Raw genomic sequence first — 17212 nt, forward strand, 5'->3', positions numbered from 1 at the left:
CTGTGATCGCGCTGTCACTCAGCGGCGCGCTGCCGGTCACTAAAGCGGCATTTCAGCACCAGCATGAGCGTGGTGAGAACCGCCGGAATGGCCAGCAGCAGGAAAATCTCACTGAAAGCCCAGCCCAGCGACAGCAGTTCAGCGCCGACAAACGCACTGATAATCGCCCCGACGCGGCCCACACCATGCATCCAGCTGGAGCCGGTCGCGCGAGCGTGCGTGGGATAATAGCTGGCAGACAGCGCATTCATGCCGGTGTTGGCCCCGTTAAAACAGAAGCCGCTGCAAAAAGCGATGGCACTCATCAGCCCAACCTGCGCCGGTGAAAAGCCCAGTGCCACGATGGCAATGCCGCCGCAAAAGTAGATCGCTGCCAGGGCAAGGTTGGCGTTGATGCGGTCCATCAGCCAGCCCGCGAAAAGCGACCCGAGCGTACCGCCTGCCTGGTACATGGCGGTAACAATCGCGGCGTCTGTCACTGACATGCCCAACGTATTGATCAGCGAAGGCAGCCAGCTGCCGATCAGGTACACCAGGAACAGCCCCATAAAATAGCCACCCCACAGCATCAGGCTGCCAGACAGGTAGCGGCGTGATACCACGGTCGCCATGGCGCCATGCCGCGCTGCCGGGGGTTCACTGCTCTGATAGCGGCTGCCCGGCTGTACCGCGCCCGGCAGCATGCGATCCAGAATGGCATGAATATGCGCCGCAGGAGCACGACGGCTAATCAGAAAGCGCACCGATTCCGGCAAACCGCGCAGCAGAAACGGCAGCACCAGCAGCGGCAGCACGCCGCCCATCAGCATGACCGAATGCCAGTTATAGCGCGGCAGCAGCCAGGACGCGGCAAAACCGCCGGTTGCCGCGCCGAACGTGAAACCACAGAACACCACGGTAATGATAAAGGAACGGCGGCGTTCCGGCGCATACTCCGCCACCAGCGTGCCGACGTTGGGCATGGCAGCACCAAGGCCAAGGCCGGTCAGAAAACGGAACAGCATCATCTGTTCGATGTTCTGGGCCATGGCTGTGGCCAGCGTCCAGATGCCAAAGAACAGCACGCTAAGCAGAATCATCACGCGACGACCGTGGCGATCGGCCAGCGGTCCGGCCACCATCGCCCCCAGCGCCAGGCCAATCAGGGCGGCGCTGATGACCATGCCCAGCTGATGATTGGTCACACCCCAGCCGGCTTTTAACGCCGGCGCGATAAACCCCATCAGCGCAATATCCATGCCATCCAGCGCCACTACGATGAAGCACAGCGCGATCAGGCGCTTTTGCCAGCTGCTAAGCGTGTTTTGATTTATCAGCTGGCGAACGTCTACGGCTTCAACGCTGGTCACGATAGCACTCCTGCACGGTGATGATGGAACCATCAGATTTGGTAAAAAAAACGGCGCTTATGATAGCCGATCGTTAACAATGACAGGCACTGTTTTTTAGGTGAAAGTGAGAATTATTCAAATTAATTACCACTAAGGGATTGATATTACTTGCAGTGATAATCTGTTTAATTCCCCTGATAATAAAAAAACAAGACAAAACAGGGTATTGATAACAAAGCCGAATGCAGGCTATTTTGTTAATACAATTTTGCAAGTAAGTTAACAGAATTCCGCTCTGCTGATTGCCGCAGCGCCCCTCTGTTCATTATGTTGAGCCTATGGATAAAAGTAATCTGTTCAATCAGCGCATTCGTCTGCGCCATCTGCATACCTTTGTCGCGGTTGCCCAGCAAGGCACGCTGGGGCGCGCCGCGGAAACGCTCAATCTCAGCCAGCCGGCGCTCTCCAAAACCCTGAACGAGCTGGAAGAGCTGGCAGGTGCACGCCTGTTTGAGCGCGGCCGGCTGGGTGCTCAGCTCACCACGCTGGGCGAACAGTTTCTGGTACATGCGGTAAAAGTGCTGGACGCGCTTCATCATGCCGGACAAAGCTTTCATTCGCCGGTGCCCGGACGGCCGGTGGTTATTCGTCTCGGCGCCCTGACCACGGCGGCTATGGGTATGCTGCCGCAGATTCTTGATCGCTTCCATGAGCAACAGCCCAATACCACGGTTCAGGTGGCCACCCTGCACAACAACGTGCTGCTGGCTGGCCTGCGCGCCGGGGAGTTCGATCTGGGCATTGGCCGGATGGCCGGCAGTGAAATGATGACCGGGCTGACATATGAATTACTGTTTCTGGAATCGCTGAAGCTGGTGGTCAGGCCGGAACATCCGCTCCTGAGTGACAACGTCACGCTTTCCCGGGCGATGCAGTGGCCGGTGGTGATATCACCCGAAGGCACCGCGCCGCGCCGTATTGCGCAGCACATGCTGGATGAGCAAGGATGTTCGCTACCGGCTAACTGCGTTGAAACCTCTTCAACCTCACTGGCCCGTCAGCTGGCGCTGCGCTATGACTATGTGTGGTTTGTGCCGTCAGGGGCGGTGAAAGAAGATCTCAGCCATAACGCCCTGCATGCGCTGCCGGTTGCGTCACCCGGTCCGGGCGAACCGGTGGGTATCATTACGCGCAGCGGCCAGCCGCTTAACCTCAGCACCGAAGTGCTGATGGCGACCATACGCAAATTTCACAGCTAGCGGCTGCGTTTCGCGTGGCGTTCGCGGTTATCCAGCCGCGCTTTATCGGTTTTGCGCAGCCCGACATACAGCGCGCCGGCCCCGCCGTGCTGCGGCTGCGCCATACAAAACGTCTGCACATCCTCAAACTGCTGCAGCCAGCGCGCCACATAGCTGCGCACAATGTTGGCATGCGATTCGTCATCGCGGCCCTTGCCATGAATGATCAGCAGATTGCGCAGCCCCTGCTTGCGCGCCTCCAGCATAAAACTGAACAGCGACTGACGGCAGGTCTCGACCGGCTGGCGCAGCAGATTCAGGCTGGCATCAAGGTCATATTTACCCAGCCGCAGCTTATCCAGCACGCCCTGCTGAATGCCATCGGCTTTGTATTCCAGCGGAACGGTAAGCGGAATAATGTCGAGAAAACCGCGCGTGAGAAAGTTTTCCGGCGGCGCTTCCTGCGCAGGCGAGCGAGGCGCTTTGGTTGACGGGGCGCGCAGCCATTGCGTATTGGCACAATCTTTTAGCGGCGTGACATCCCCCATGGCATCCCGAAACAGATCGTCATCATCAAGGTTCATGGTTCCTCCCGCCTGGTGAACGGAGCGTGTGAGTTGTCACGCTCAAAAGCAAAATTCTAGCAAAGGATATCGGCCATCACATCTGTCACTTTTCACCCTGTCATCTGGCTTATTACGCTATTCTGCTGGAAAGAATTCGTGCCAGTTCGCTTTTCAGCTGGCACATGACCGGCATCAACACCGCGTATACACAGGTTTTGTGGGGTTTTGATCGGGAATACTGCTCGGATGAGTTCCCTTCACCGCGAAAAATGTTAAAATTGACACCAGTCAATCATCATCGGGCGCAGACATATGATTCCGGAAAAACGTAGCATTCGACGTATTCAGTCTGGCGGTTGTGCCATCCATTGTCAGGATTGCAGTATCAGCCAGTTGTGTATTCCCTTCACGCTGAACGAACACGAACTGGATCAGCTGGACAACATCATTGAGCGCAAAAAGCCGATTCAGAAAGGCCAGACACTATTCAAAGCCGGTGACGAACTGAAATCGCTCTACGCCATTCGCTCCGGCACTATCAAAAGCTACACCATCACCGAACAGGGTGATGAGCAGATCACCGGTTTTCACCTTGCAGGCGATTTGGTCGGTTTTGATGCGATCGTCAGTGCGCATCACCCCAGCTTTGCGCAGGCGCTGGAAACGGCCATGGTGTGCGAAATTCCGTTCGATACCCTGGACGATCTTTCCGGTAAAATGCCGGCATTGCGTCAGCAGATGATGCGGCTGATGAGCGGTGAGATCAAAGGCGATCAGGACATGATTCTGCTGCTGTCGAAGAAAAATGCCGAGGAGCGGCTGGCTGCCTTTATCTGGAACCTCTCGCGTCGCTTCGGCCAGCGTGGTTTCTCGCAGCGCGAATTCCGTCTGACCATGACGCGCGGCGATATTGGTAACTATCTGGGGCTCACCGTTGAAACCATCAGCCGTCTGCTGGGGCGTTTCCAGAAAAGCGGTATGCTGGCGGTAAAAGGCAAATATATCACCATCGAAAATCACGCCCTGCTGGCAGAGCTGGCAGGTCAGTCCGAACAGGCGGCGTGAATTCCTGCCGGGTCAGTAATTGTTATTTTATTGATCCGGCTACATCTTTTCCGCTTCTGCCCTGCGCAATCTTAGGCTATCTTTATTCCAAACTGGCTTTGGTTTGAGGAGATTGCCTGATGTCCCGGTACCAAAATATTCTGGTCGCGATTGATCCCCAGCAGGATGACCAGCCCGCGCTGCGGCGCGCGGTCTATCTGAATCAACGTATCGGCGGAAAAATCAAAGCTTTCCTGCCAATCTATGACTTCTCCTATGAAATGACCACGCTGCTCTCACCGGATGAGCGCTCGAACATGCGTAAGGGCGTGATCAGCCAGCGCACCGAGTGGATCCGTGAACAGGCCCACGCCTACTTAGAGGCGGGGGTGGACATTGAGATCAAAGTGGTGTGGCACAACCGGCCGTTCGAAGCGATTATCCAGGAAGTACTGGCGCATCAGCACGATCTGGTGCTGAAGATGGCGCACCAGCATGACCGGCTGGAAGCGGTGATTTTCACGCCGACCGACTGGCACCTGCTGCGCAAATGCCCCTGCCCGGTCTGGATGGTCAAAGACCAGCCGTGGCCGGAAGGCGGTAAGGCGGTCGTCGCGGTTAATCTGGCCAGCGAAGAGCCGCACCACGATGCGCTGAATCAAAAACTGATCCGTGAAACCACACAGCTGGCCGATATGGTTAACCACACCGAGGTGCATCTGGTGGGGGCTTACCCCGTCACGCCGATTAACATTGCGATTGAACTGCCGGACTTTGATCCCAGCGTCTATAACGACGCCATCCGCGGTCAGCATCTGGTGGCAATGAAGGCGCTGCGGCAGAAATTCTCGATTGGCGAAGAGTTTACTCACGTGGCCAAAGGGTTACCGGAAGAAGTAATACCGGATATCGCCGCGCATCTTGACGCGGGCATCGTGGTGCTGGGCACGATTGGCCGTACCGGCTTATCTGCGGCGTTCCTCGGCAACACGGCTGAACAGGTTATTGACCATCTGCGCTGTGATTTGCTGGCGATTAAACCCGATGATTTCAAATCACCGGTTGAGTTCGACGATGATGAAGACGATTAACTGACTCAGGGCGGCAAAAATTGCCGCCCTGCTGTTTTCTGCCTGGCGCCGGTTACAGCGCGCGCAAAATCCCTTCCACGCTGGCTTTCGCATCACCAAACAGCATCTGCGTATTCTCTTTGAAGAACAGCGGATTCTGCACACCCGCGTAGCCGGTATTCATTGAGCGTTTGAACACCACAACATTCTGCGCTTTCCACACTTCCAGCACCGGCATTCCGGCAATCGGGCTGTGCGGATCGTCCTGTGCCGCCGGGTTCACGGTGTCGTTGGCGCCAATCACCAGCACGGTATCGGTGTCACTGAAATCATCATTGATTTCATCCATTTCCAGCACCACGTCATACGGCACTTTTGCTTCGGCCAGCAGCACATTCATGTGGCCAGGCAGGCGTCCGGCGACCGGATGGATCCCGAACCGCACCCGGATGCCGCGGGCGCGCAACTTCTCCGTGATTTCCGCCACCGGATACTGGGCCTGCGCAACCGCCATCCCGTAGCCGGGCGTGATAATTACCGACGTCGAGTTTTTCAGCAACTCCGCCGTCTCTTCTGCGCTGATTTCACGGTGTTCACCGGCTTCCTGCTCTGCCGTGCCAGCACTGACGTCGGTGCCAAAGCCGCCGGCAATCACGCTGATAAAAGAGCGGTTCATCGCTTTACACATGATGTAAGAGAGAATGGCACCGGAAGACCCCACCAGCGCGCCGGTGACAATCAGCAGGTCGTTGCTCAGCATAAAGCCCGCCGCCGCCGCCGCCCAGCCTGAGTAAGAGTTGAGCATGGAGACCACTACGGGCATATCAGCCCCGCCTATCGACGCCACCAGATGCCAGCCAAACACCAGCGCTATCGCGGTCATCAGCAGCAGCGCAAACACCTGAGCGCCGCTGCTGTCGGTGCGCACAAACCACAGCATCAGCAGGAAGGAAACCACCAGTGCCGCCAGGTTCATTTTATGGCGATGCGGCAGCATCAGCGCCTTTGAAGCAATTTTGCCGCGCAGTTTGCCAAACGCCACCAGCGAACCGGTGAAGGTGACCGCACCAATAAAGATGCCGAGAAAGACTTCGGTCAGATGGATATTTTCCATAACCGGCGTCATTCCGGGCGCATGACCGATATAGCTGTTAAAACCGACCAGCACCGCCGCCAGTCCGACAAAGCTGTGCAGGATGGCGACCAGTTCGGGCATCTCCGTCATTTCCACCCGCTTTGCCAGCCGCACACCGATAGCGCCACCTGTCACCATCGCCAGCAAAATCCACGCGACATGACCGCTGTCCGGGCCAAAAATGGTCGCCAGCAGCGCAAGCGCCATACCACACATACCATACCGGTTACCCTGCTTTGCGGTCTCATGCTTCGCCAGCCCGGCAAGGCTGAAGATAAAAAGAATCGCGGCAACAATATATGCTGCAGTCACTAATCCGCCTGACATCGTGTTACCCCTTAATCCTTACGGAACATTTTCAGCATGCGCTGCGTGACGGTAAACCCACCGAAGATGTTGATGCTGGCAATCAGCACCGCCACAAACGCCAGGAACGTCACCCAGCCGCCGTGTCCCATCTGCAGCACCGCCCCCACCACGATAATGCCGGAGATCGCGTTGGTGACAGACATCAGCGGCGTATGCAGCGCGTGGCTGACGTTCCATACCACGTAGTAGCCAACCACGCAGGCAAGCGCGAACACGGTAAAGTGCGACAGGAACGCCGCCGGGGCCACATTCGCAAGGCAGGCAAACAGCACCACTGCCAGCGCCAGCAGCAGGTATTTGCGCCACGGCGAGGCGGGTGTCGCGACGGGTTTTTCCGTCGGGCGGGCGGCGGGCTGCGGCGCCGCTTTCGCGGCAGCGGAAACCGCGATAGGCGGCGCGGGCCAGGTAATGTCTCCGTCACGTATTACCGTGACGCCCCGGATCACCACGTCATCAAAATCTACGCTGATGTCGCCATTTTTCTCTTTACACAATAATTTGAGCAGGTTAACCAGGTTGGTGCCGTAGAGCTGCGAGGATTGTGTTGGCAGGCGGCTGGGCAGATCGGTATAGCCGATAATTTTCACCCCGTTATCGGTCAGGGTAACGCGATCGGCCACCGTCAGCGCGCAGTTGCCTCCGGTAGCCGCGGCGAGATCGACAATCACGCTGCCGGGTTTCATGCTGGCAACCATTTCAGCCGTGATCAGCTTCGGTGCCGGTTTGCCCGGGATCAGCGCAGTGGTAACAATAATGTCCACCTCTTTTGCCTGGGCGGCAAACAGCGCCATCTCGGCTTCGATAAAGGCCGCTGACATCACTTTGGCATAGCCGTCGCCGCTGCCGGCTTCTTCGGCAAAATCCAGCTCAAGAAACTCAGCGCCCATACTCTGCACCTGTTCTTTCACCTCCGGACGGGTGTCAAAGGCGCGCACAATGGCGCCGAGACTGCCGGCCGCCCCGATCGCAGCCAGCCCCGCCACCCCCGCCCCAATTACCATGACTTTGGCAGGCGGCACTTTACCGGCGGCGGTAATCTGGCCGGTAAAGAAGCGGCCAAATTCATGGGCCGCCTCGACAATGGCACGATAACCGGCAATGTTAGCCATGGAGCTCAGGGCGTCCAGCGCCTGCGCGCGCGAAATTCGCGGCACCGCATCCATCGCCATCACCGTGACCTTACGGGCCGCCAGTTGTTCCAGCAGCGCCGGGTTCTGGGCAGGCCAGATAAAGCTCACCAGCGTTGCGCCGGGGCGCAACAGCGCGATCTCCTCCTCGTCAGGTGCATTCACTTTCAGCACAATGTCTGACTGCCATACCGCCTGCGTGTCGCTGATGCTGGCGCCGGCAGCGCTATAGTGGGCATCATCAAAACTGGCACGCAGGCCGGCGCCCTGTTCAACCGTGACGCTGAACCCCAGCTTAATGAGCTGCTCAATGGTTTTTGGCGTGGCGGCCACGCGCGCTTCATTAGCTAACCGCTCTTTGGGTATTCCAATTAACATACTGTTTCCTTTCAGTGAGTAAAGGAGGAGTCGGATAACAGGCAAAGGGTTACGCGCCGAAACGCGGTTTCAGCTTTTTTATGAACGCTCTGCGCAATGTAACAAAGTCTTTATAACCTACTGAAAACAGAGATCCTGATCTAGCGGGATAACGCCTGCTGATGACATTCATGCATATATTCAGCTGCCGCAGCGGATGACCACGTGATGCCACTGCTTTTGCGCACGTCCGAAAAACAATCTGCTGCGCCGAATCGTGTCATCAGGGATTAACTGTTAATTAAAACGTTTATTTAACAAAGGGTTAATTATTAAAGCGATAAGGATAACCACCTTAACCGATAATCGCACCGAAACGACGGCCTTAACTGTGCGTTATGACACAGCGATGAATATTTCCCTGTTACTGTCAATGTTAAGCGCATAAATTGGCTGAGACAGGTTGATTATTACATGCAATAATCAGCGGCTAATCTGTTATACATCAAGAGTCCAGCACGTTTTCGTACTCATTTTGCGTAAGGCGAAGGATCATTTTTATGAAGCTCAAGAATACCATTCTGGCGTCCACCCTGTTATCACTGCTGGCAGCAAACGCGTTTGCTGCCAAAGAGCTGACGCCAGAACAAGCGGCCGCGTTAAAACCATTCGAACGCATCAATATCAGTGGCCGTTTCAATGCTATCGGCGATGCGACGGACGCCGTCTCAAAAGCCGCCGATGCCAAGGGTGCGGACTCTTATTATGTACAGGGCATCAACGATACCAACGGTAATGGCGGCAACTGGCGCGTGACGGCCGATCTGTATAAAGCCAACGCACCTGCAGCAGAGAGCACCACGCAGTACCGTATGTTTAACGGCGTCAAAGAGTTGCCGAAAGCCGAAGCCTATCGTCTTGAGCCATTCGATACCGTTTCCGTTAGCGGCTTCTTCTCCAGCCAGCCGGATGTCAACGAAGCCATTGCCAAAGCGGCAAAAAACAAAGGCGCAGCCTCCTTCTTTATCGTGCGTCAGGTCGATGCCAACAACGGCGGCAACCAGTACGTGACGGCTTATGTCTATAAAGCAGATGCCAAAGCGCGCGTGGTGCAGGATACCTCCGATTCGATTCCGGCAGATTCCGAAGCCGGCAAAGCCGCACTGGCAGCAGGCGGTGCGGCAGCGAAAAAAGTCGCTATTCCGGGTGTAGCGTCTTCCGATACACCGAGCACCAGCGTCGGCCGTTTCTTTGAAACGCAGAGCTCAACCGGCCAGCGTTACACTGTCACTCAACCGGACGGGCGCAGCGTACAGGAAGTCAACGCCATCACCGCAGCGCAGATGCAGCCGTTTGATACCATCACCTTCTCGGATCACTTCGGCACGCCAACTGAAATCTCTGAAGCCGTGGGCAAACGCGCCATTGCCAAAGGGGCGAAGTACTACCACATCACCCGTCAGTGGCAGAACCAGAGCGGCGGTAACCTGACCGTCACCGCAGATCTGTTTAAATAACCGTATCCAGGGCGACGCCGGTCGCCCTGTCGTTTGCATAATCCTTAGACAAATCTGCATAGACTTGCATTGCCTTCCCTTTTCGCTCTCCGTAAAATCTGCCGCCTGTTTTCAGGGTATTCCGTTTTAAAGCTGGCTTCCTGCCACGCTACACTTCTATGGAATAGTCACTACTCAGCATACTCTGCTGTTCAGGAATGGCGTTTTGGATAAAAAATTAGGTCTTAGCGCGCTCACCGCGCTGGTACTCAGCTCAATGCTGGGCGCGGGTGTTTTTAGCCTGCCGCAAAATATGGCGGCCGTGGCCGGTCCGGCGGCGCTGCTGATTGGCTGGCTGATCACCGGCGTCGGCATTCTGTTTCTGTCGCTGGCAATGCTGTTGCTGACGCGCCTGAAACCCGAGCTGGACGGCGGCATTTTCACCTATGCCCGCGCCGGATTCGGTGAACTGATGGGCTTCTGCTCCGCGTGGGGCTACTGGCTGTGTGCGGTTATCGCCAACGTCTCTTACCTGGTGATCGTCTTTTCCGCCCTGAGTTTCTTCACTGACTCGCCGGGCCACGTGGTATTTGCCGACGGCAACACCTGGCAGGCGATGGCGGGCGCGTCCGTGCTGCTGTGGCTGGTTCACTGGCTGGTGCTGCGCGGCGTGCAGACCGCTGCCAGCATCAATCTGCTGGCCACGCTGGGTAAGCTGGTGCCGCTGCTGCTGTTTGTGGTGCTTGCGGTAGCCGCATTTAACTATGACCGCTTCCGCTTTGATTTCAGCGGCGTTGAACTCGGCCAGCCGCTGTGGCAGCAGGTTAAACAAACCATGCTGATCACCTTGTGGGTGTTTATTGGCGTGGAAGGCGCGGTGGTGGTCTCAGCCCGCGCCCGGCATAAAAAAGATGTCGGACGCGCCACCCTGCTGGCAGTGGTCGCCGCGCTGCTGGTCTATCTGCTGGTGACGCTGCTGTCACTGGGCGTGGTGCCGCGCGCTGAGCTGGCCCACATGCGCAACCCTTCCATGGCCGGCCTGATGGAACGGCTGATTGGCCACTGGGGTGACGCGGTTATTGCTATCGGATTGATTATCTCGGTATGCGGCGCTTATCTCAGCTGGACCATCATGGCCGCGGAAGTGCCGTTCCTGGCGGCGCAGCAGGGTGCCTTCCCGCGCAGCATTGCGCGGCAGAACCGTCACAACTCCCCGTCCGCCTCGCTGTGGCTGACCAATGGCAGCGTGCAGGTGTGTCTGATTCTGATTGCCGTCACCGGTGCGGATTACAACACGCTGCTGACCATCGCCTCAGAGATGATTCTGGTGCCTTATCTGCTGGTCGGGCTCTATCTGATTAAAGTGGTCTCTGGCCAGAACAAGCCGCTGGCGCTGCTGACCGGGCTGGGGGCCAGCGCCTATGGCATCTGGCTGCTGTATGCCTCCGGGCCGCTGCATCTGCTGCTGTCGGTGGTGCTTTACGCGCCGGGCCTGCTGCTGTTTCTGTTTGCCCGTCGCGGCGGACGTGGCGATGCGCGGCTGTCACACTATGAACGCATGGCGATTGTTTTGCTGATGGTCGCCTCTCTGCCTGCGGTGTGGCAGCTGGCGCGGTAATCAGTGCGGCTGCACCGGAATGGAAACGCACAGCAGGTCATTCTGCTGTGTGAGATTGAGCGGCTTATGGTATTCATGATGAATAGCATCAAGCTGCTCAGCGGAAAGCGGATACGGGAGCTGGATATCAAAGCGGCTGATGTGCTGCTGTTCGGCCAGGGTAATCAAACGGGCGATGTTAATCTCGTCACTGACCTGAGTAGAAATGATTTGTAATGCTAATTCTTTGAGGTGATCGTCGCTGGTGTGCAGGCTGTGCGCTGATTTGCGCGTTACCATGCCAAAGATCGGCATTACGCCATAAATGGCGTCGACAAAGCTCCAGCGTTTTTTGCAGGAAGCGGAAAGAAAATCACTGTAATTGAAGCAGATGCGGTCACTGTATCCGGCTGCAGCCAGCTCTTTATCAGACACCCTCGCACTCCTCCTGTTTTACTGTACGGTTCCGAACCTCGCGCGACAGCGCGCCGCTAATAATGGCACATTTCACGGTGCACATACCAGTAAGACAAGGATAATTCGTGCGGAAGCGTAGAGCTCAGGACCAGGAAAAGTTATGCTGCTGATATCCTCAGCCATTGCAGAGAATTATGAACAAAATCGTTTATGTGGAAGATGAGCCAGAAGTCGGCGAACTGATCGCCGCCTACCTGGGTCGTCATGATATTGACGTGATTGTCGAAACGCGCGGCGATCGCGCAGAAGCCACCATCCTGGACGCCAACCCTGACCTGGTCCTGCTGGATATCATGTTACCCGGTAAAGATGGCATGACGCTGTGCCGCGATCTGCGCGCGCACTGGCAGGGGCCGATTGTGCTGCTGACCTCGCTGGACAGCGATATGAACCATATCCTGGCCCTGGAGATGGGCGCCAATGACTATATTCTGAAAACCACCCCACCCGCGGTGCTGCTGGCGCGCCTGCGTCTGCACCTGCGCCAGGCAAGCAGCACTAAACCGGAAGCGGCACCGGTCCGCCAGGGCTCGCAGAAAGTGCTGCACTTTGGCTCACTAACCATCGATTCGCTCAACCGCCAGGTCACGCTGTTTGAGGAAAACATCACGCTTTCCACCGCTGATTTTGATCTGCTGTGGGAGCTGGCCAGCCATGCCGGACAGATTCTCGATCGCGATGCGCTGCTGAAAACGCTGCGCGGCGTCAGCTATGACGGCATGGATCGCAGTATTGATGTGGCCATTTCGCGCCTGCGCAAAAAGCTTTATGACAGCGCAACCGAGCCGTTCCGCATCAAAACCATTCGTAACAAAGGCTATCTGTTCGCGCCGCAGGCCTGGGATACCCGTTCCTGATGAGAAAGCTGTTTATTCAGTTCTATCTGCTGCTGTTTGTCTCTTTTCTGGTAATGACGTTGCTGGTCGGCCTGGTGTACAAGTTCACCGCCGAACGCGCCGGCCGCCAGTCAATGAACGATTTGATGGCCAGTTCGCTGTTTCTGATGCGCAGCGAACTGCGCGAGATCCCGCCGCGCGACTGGAACAAAACCATTCGCAGTCTTGATCTCGACCTGTCGTTTGATCTCAACATCGAGCCAATGAGCAAATATCAGCTGGGCGAAGCCGACATGAAACGGCTGCGCGCCGGCGAAATCGTGGCGCTGGACGATCAGTACACCTTCCTGCAGCACATTCCGCGCAGCCACTATGTACTCTCCGTCGGGCCAATTCCCTATCTGTTTTATCTGCACCAGATGCGCATCCTGGATATTGTGCTGGTGGCCTTTATCGGTATGTCGCTGGCGCTGCCGGTGTTTATCTGGCTGCGGCCGCACTGGCAGGAGATGCAGCGCCTGGAAAAGGCCGCCGAGCGCTTCGGGCGCGGCGAGCTGGATGTACGCACCCATTTTGAGAACACCTCCAGCCTGCACAGCCTTGGCGTGGCGTTTAACCAGATGGCGGACAACATCAACACGCTGGTCACCAGCAAAAAGCAGCTGATTGATGGCATTGCCCATGAGCTGCGCACGCCGCTGGTACGGCTGCGTTACCGGCTGGAGATGAGCGATAACCTGACCGACGCTGAATCCGCCGCGCTGAACCGCGACGTCGGCCAGCTGGAGAGCCTGATTGAAGAGCTGCTCACCTATGCGCGGCTGGATCGACCGCGCGTTGACCTGAATTTGCAGACCTTCGATCTGGCACAGTGGCTGCGGCTCCATATTGAAGATGTGCAGGCGCTGAATCCGCAGACGCACATCGCGCTGGATATTCCGCAGCTGCAGAACGTGGGCAGCGCCGACACGCGTCTGATGGAGCGCGTGCTGGATAACCTGGTCAATAATGCCCTGCGCTATGCCCAGGCGCGGCTGCGCGTCAGCCTGTGGTTTGACGGCGCCACCGGCAACCTGCAGGTGGAAGATGACGGTCCGGGCATTCCACAGCAGGAGCGTGAACGCGTGTTTGAACCTTTTGTCCGTCTTGACCCCAGCCGCGACCGCGCCACCGGTGGCTGCGGCCTGGGGCTGGCGATTGTCCACTCAATTGCGCAGGCGCTGCAGGGCCACGTCTCGATTGAGAGCAGCCCGCTGGGCGGTGCCTGCGTTCGCTTTTGCTGGCCGGTTGACTTACCCTTGCGGGACTCAGCACCACGCTTAACGTCATAAGGAGCTTTACATGACCTCTGCTTATCAGGAACTTAGCCGCACTTTTCTGCGCCTCTCCCGCTTTGGCCACCTCGGCGCCATTGCCGGCGTGGATATGCAAACCACCATGCCGCCGGGCGGCAGTCAGGCGCGCGGCGAGGCGATGGCCGAACTGAGCGTGTTTATGCATGAGATGCTGACGGATAAACGCCTTGGCGAGCTGTTGAGCGCGGCACAGCAGGAGTCGCTGAACGATGTGGAGCAGGCCAACCTGAACGAAATGCAGCGCGCATGGCAGCAGGCCACGATTCTGCCGGCCGCCCTGGTTGAAGCAAAATCGCTGGCCGGCTCGCGCTGCGAGCACGCCTGGCGCAGCCAGCGTCCGGCCAATGACTGGGCGGGGTTCAGTGCCAATCTGAAAGAGGTGGTGAAGTTAAGCCGTGAAGAGGCGCAGCTGCGCGCGGAGGCGCTCGGCGTGTCGCGCTACGATGCGCTGCTGGATGTCTTTGAGCCGGGCATGACCAGCGCCCGGCTCGATCGCACCTTTGGCGACCTGAAAAGCTGGCTGCCGGATCTGCTGCAGCAGGTGGTGGAAAAGCAGCGCAGCGCACCGCTGGCCACCCCGGTCGGGCCGTTTGCCATTGAGCCGCAGAAACAGCTGGGGCTGAGCATCATGAAAACGCTGGGATTCGATTTCAATCACGGCCGTCTGGATGTCAGCGCCCACCCCTTCTGCGGCGGCGTGCCGGAAGATGTGCGCATCACCACGCGTTACAGCGAGAATGATTTTCTTAGCGCGCTGATGGGCGTCATTCATGAAACCGGCCACGCGCGCTATGAGCAAAACCTGCCGCAGCAGTGGCGCGGCCAGCCGGTGGCGCTTGCGCGTTCAACCGCCATCCACGAGTCGCAAAGCCTGTTTATGGAGATGCAGCTGGGCCGCAGCAGCGCCTTCCTGCAGCACATCCATCCACAGGTGGTGGCGCTGATGGGCGAGCAGCCGGCGCTGGAGGTCAGCAACTTTATTCGCCTGACGCAGCGCGTACAGCCGGGGTTCATTCGCGTGGATGCCGATGAACTGAGCTACCCGGCGCACGTCATTCTGCGCTATGAGATTGAGCGCGCCCTGATTGAAGGTGAGATTGAGGTAGAGGACATCCCCGCCCTGTGGGATGAAAAGATGCAGCAGTCGCTGGGCATCGACACGCGCGGTAACTATCGTGACGGCTGTATGCAGGACATTCACTGGACCGACGGTGCTTTTGGCTATTTCCCGACCTATACATTGGGTGCGATGTACGCTGCCCAGCTGTTCCAGGCGGTGAAGCGTGCACTGCCGCAGGTAGAGAACCTGATTCTGCAGGGTGATTTACAGCCGGTGTTTGACTGGCTGCAGCAGAACATCTGGCAGCATGGCAGCCGCTTCCCGACAGAGCAGCTGCTGGTCAATGCCACCGGCGAAGCGCTGAATCCACGCTATTTCCGTGAGCATCTTGAACAGCGTTACCTGACTGCGTAAACTGCGCGGCGGCCGCTCTGGCCGCCCCGTTCTGCTGTCTTCCCCGCTTTGTACAATCCGTTACACGCCGATACCAATCCCTCACGGAAAGCCGGCACTGTTTTTCATATAGTGTTTTCACCGGCCCCGCAGTGGGCTACACATGAAAAAATAGTCCGAGGATTTTGCAATGAAAAAATTATTTGCACTGGTAATCGCCGCTGCTATGGGTCTGTCTTCTGCTGCTTTCGCTGCTGAGACTACAACTGCTGCTCCGGCTGCTGCACCAACTGCGACTGCTACCACCACGACTGCTGCACCGGCTAAGCACAAAGCGATGCATCATAAGAAAGCAGCTGCACAGAAAGCCCAGGCAGCGAAAAAACACAAAAAAGCACCGGCCGCTCAGAAAGCGCAGGCTGCTAAAAAGCACCACAAAAAAGCAACCAAACCTGCTGAGCAGAAAGCCCAGGCTGCTAAAAAGCACCACAAAGCAACCAAGCCAGCTGCACAGAAAGCCCAGGCTGCTAAAAAGCACCACAAAGCAACCAAACCTGCTGCACAGAAAGCGCAGGCTGCTAAAAAGCACCACAAAAAAGTAACCAAACCAGCTGCACAGAAAGCTCAGGCTGCTAAAAAGCACCACAAAGCGAAAAAAGCTGCTAAATAAGGTTGCCGTTGCGCGCCAACACCGCATGATTGATTGAAAACACCCGGTTAAGCCGGGTGTTTATTTACTGGAGTAGCGAAAAATGGTGCGTCGCTATCGCTTCGAAATTATTCTGATTGTGATGATCCTCTGCGGCATCGTTGCGGCCAGCTTTTTTATCTAGTCGTTGTAGCGTACTGATTACTCCAATATTTCTCCCTTTTTTACCGCTCACCGACTATAGTTATCGCTCAAGCGTGATGACAACGACCTCTACTTAATCTCGCCATTGAGAGAACTATGCGCCTGGCTATCCTGTTATTTGTTGGTCTTTTTAGCATTAACCTCACAGCACATGCCGATGATGAAGACGGGCTTAGTCCGGATGAGATCAAAACGCTGTTCTTCGGCAAAGATCACCGTCAGGCAATCACCGATGTCAGCGCGGCCCCGTGGGACGCCATTGGTCAGCTGGAAACCGAAAGCGGTAATTTATGTACCGCCACGCTGATTTCTGAACATCTGGCGCTGACGGCCGGTCACTGCCTGCTGACCCCGCCAGGCAAATTTGATAAGCCGGTTGCCCTGCGCTTTATGGCCGGTGCAAAAGGCTGGCGTTATGAAATTCATGATATTGACGCCCGCGTTGAACCCTCGCTGGCGCGCCGGCTGCAGGCGGATGGCGAAGGCTGGATCGTGCCGCCGGGTGCCGCGCCTTACGATTACGGGCTGGTCATTTTGCACAACCCGCCGTCCGGCATCGTGCCGATTCCGCTGTTTGACGGCTCGCGCAGCGATCTCACCGCCGCGCTGAAAACCACCGATCGGAAAGTCACGCAGGCAGGCTATCCGGCCGATCATCTCGACACGCTCTATTCACACAGTGATTGCGTCATTACCGGCTGGTCGCAGCGCGCCGTGCTGTCACACCAGTGTGATACGCTGCCGGGCGACAGCGGATCGCCGCTGCTGCTGAAGCAGAATGGCAACTGGCAGCTGATAGCGGTGCAAAGCTCCGCGCCGGCACCGGCCGATCGCTACCGCGCCGATAACCGCGCGATTGCCGTTACCTCGTTCAAAGACAAACTGGAAGAGCTGGCGCAGTAGCGTCA

At 57.1% G+C, this 17212-nt stretch carries 16 protein-coding genes; 11 read left to right on the forward strand and 5 right to left on the reverse strand.

Going from position 1 to position 17212, the window contains the following annotated elements:
- Nucleotides 1-14: 14 nt before the first annotated feature.
- Entirely contained in the window at nt 15-1349 is a 1335-nt protein-coding gene (locus D8B20_RS08785; RefSeq protein ID WP_145888515.1) for an MFS transporter, read from the reverse strand.
- Nucleotides 1350-1669: 320 nt separating this feature from the next.
- On the opposite strand from D8B20_RS08785, the gene D8B20_RS08790 reads away from it, so the two are divergent.
- Nucleotides 1670-2590 carry a LysR substrate-binding domain-containing protein gene (locus tag D8B20_RS08790; RefSeq protein WP_145888516.1) on the forward strand — a complete coding sequence of 307 codons (921 nt, stop codon included), beginning with the start codon at nt 1670-1672 and terminating at the stop codon, nt 2588-2590.
- Here D8B20_RS08790 and smrA read toward each other — a convergent pair.
- Entirely contained in the window at nt 2587-3153 is a 567-nt protein-coding gene (gene smrA / locus D8B20_RS08795; RefSeq protein WP_145888517.1) for a DNA endonuclease SmrA, read from the reverse strand. The two genes, D8B20_RS08790 and smrA, sit on opposite strands and share 4 nt — an antisense overlap.
- Nucleotides 3154-3447: 294 nt before the next feature.
- Here smrA and fnr point away from each other — a divergent pair, with 294 nt between their 5' ends.
- Nucleotides 3448-4200 (forward strand): fumarate/nitrate reduction transcriptional regulator Fnr, encoded by a 753-nt coding sequence (gene fnr / locus D8B20_RS08800; RefSeq protein WP_145888518.1) that lies wholly within the window; start codon nt 3448-3450, stop codon nt 4198-4200.
- Nucleotides 4201-4319: 119 nt separating this feature from the next.
- Nucleotides 4320-5270: a universal stress protein UspE gene (uspE, locus tag D8B20_RS08805; RefSeq protein WP_145888519.1), complete on the forward strand. Its 951-nt coding sequence runs from the start codon at nt 4320-4322 to the stop codon at nt 5268-5270.
- 52 nt (nt 5271-5322) lie between these two features.
- Here the strand turns inward: uspE and pntB are convergent, their stop codons facing one another.
- Both pntB and pntA read right to left on the reverse strand, forming a co-directional pair.
- Nucleotides 5323-6711 (reverse strand): Re/Si-specific NAD(P)(+) transhydrogenase subunit beta, encoded by a 1389-nt coding sequence (gene pntB, locus D8B20_RS08810; protein ID WP_145888520.1) that lies wholly within the window; start codon nt 6709-6711, stop codon nt 5323-5325.
- 11 nt (nt 6712-6722) lie between these two features.
- Nucleotides 6723-8258, reverse strand: coding sequence for a Re/Si-specific NAD(P)(+) transhydrogenase subunit alpha (gene pntA / locus D8B20_RS08815; RefSeq protein WP_145888521.1), 1536 nt, complete (start codon nt 8256-8258; stop codon nt 6723-6725).
- A 539-nt stretch (nt 8259-8797) separates the two neighbouring features.
- Here pntA and ydgH point away from each other — a divergent pair.
- On the forward strand, nt 8798-9754 hold the full coding sequence (gene ydgH / locus D8B20_RS08820; RefSeq protein WP_145888522.1) for a DUF1471 family protein YdgH: 957 nt from the start codon (nt 8798-8800) through the stop codon (nt 9752-9754).
- 205 nt (nt 9755-9959) lie between these two features.
- Nucleotides 9960-11351 carry a basic amino acid/polyamine antiporter gene (locus D8B20_RS08825; protein WP_145888523.1) on the forward strand — a complete coding sequence of 464 codons (1392 nt, stop codon included), beginning with the start codon at nt 9960-9962 and terminating at the stop codon, nt 11349-11351.
- On the opposite strand, the gene D8B20_RS08830 is transcribed toward D8B20_RS08825, so the two are convergent.
- Nucleotides 11352-11765, reverse strand: coding sequence for a hypothetical protein (locus D8B20_RS08830; RefSeq protein ID WP_145888524.1), 414 nt, complete (start codon nt 11763-11765; stop codon nt 11352-11354).
- Nucleotides 11766-11941: 176 nt separating this feature from the next.
- On the opposite strand from D8B20_RS08830, the gene rstA reads away from it, so the two are divergent.
- From rstA to D8B20_RS08855, 6 genes are all read left to right on the forward strand, one after another.
- Entirely contained in the window at nt 11942-12664 is a 723-nt protein-coding gene (gene rstA / locus D8B20_RS08835) for a two-component system response regulator RstA (protein WP_145888525.1), read from the forward strand.
- Nucleotides 12664-13974, forward strand: a complete 1311-nt coding sequence (gene rstB / locus D8B20_RS08840; RefSeq protein ID WP_145888526.1) for a two-component system sensor histidine kinase RstB — start codon at nt 12664-12666, stop codon at nt 13972-13974. The genes rstA and rstB overlap by 1 nt, the downstream gene beginning before the upstream one ends.
- A 10-nt stretch (nt 13975-13984) precedes the next feature.
- Nucleotides 13985-15472 carry a carboxypeptidase M32 gene (locus tag D8B20_RS08845; RefSeq protein ID WP_145888527.1) on the forward strand — a complete coding sequence of 496 codons (1488 nt, stop codon included), beginning with the start codon at nt 13985-13987 and terminating at the stop codon, nt 15470-15472.
- Nucleotides 15473-15641: 169 nt separating this feature from the next.
- Nucleotides 15642-16121, forward strand: a complete 480-nt coding sequence (gene asr / locus D8B20_RS08850; protein ID WP_145888528.1) for an acid resistance repetitive basic protein Asr — start codon at nt 15642-15644, stop codon at nt 16119-16121.
- A gap of 82 nt (nt 16122-16203) precedes the next feature.
- Nucleotides 16204-16284: a small membrane protein YdgU gene (ydgU, locus tag D8B20_RS22115; protein ID WP_455843913.1), complete on the forward strand. Its 81-nt coding sequence runs from the start codon at nt 16204-16206 to the stop codon at nt 16282-16284.
- 116 nt (nt 16285-16400) lie between these two features.
- Nucleotides 16401-17207, forward strand: a complete 807-nt coding sequence (locus tag D8B20_RS08855; RefSeq protein ID WP_145888529.1) for a trypsin-like serine peptidase — start codon at nt 16401-16403, stop codon at nt 17205-17207.
- Nucleotides 17208-17212: the final 5 nt, after the last annotated feature.

This window comes from Candidatus Pantoea soli (assembly GCF_007833795.1).
Classification (GTDB): Bacteria; Pseudomonadota; Gammaproteobacteria; order Enterobacterales; family Enterobacteriaceae; genus Pantoea; species Pantoea soli.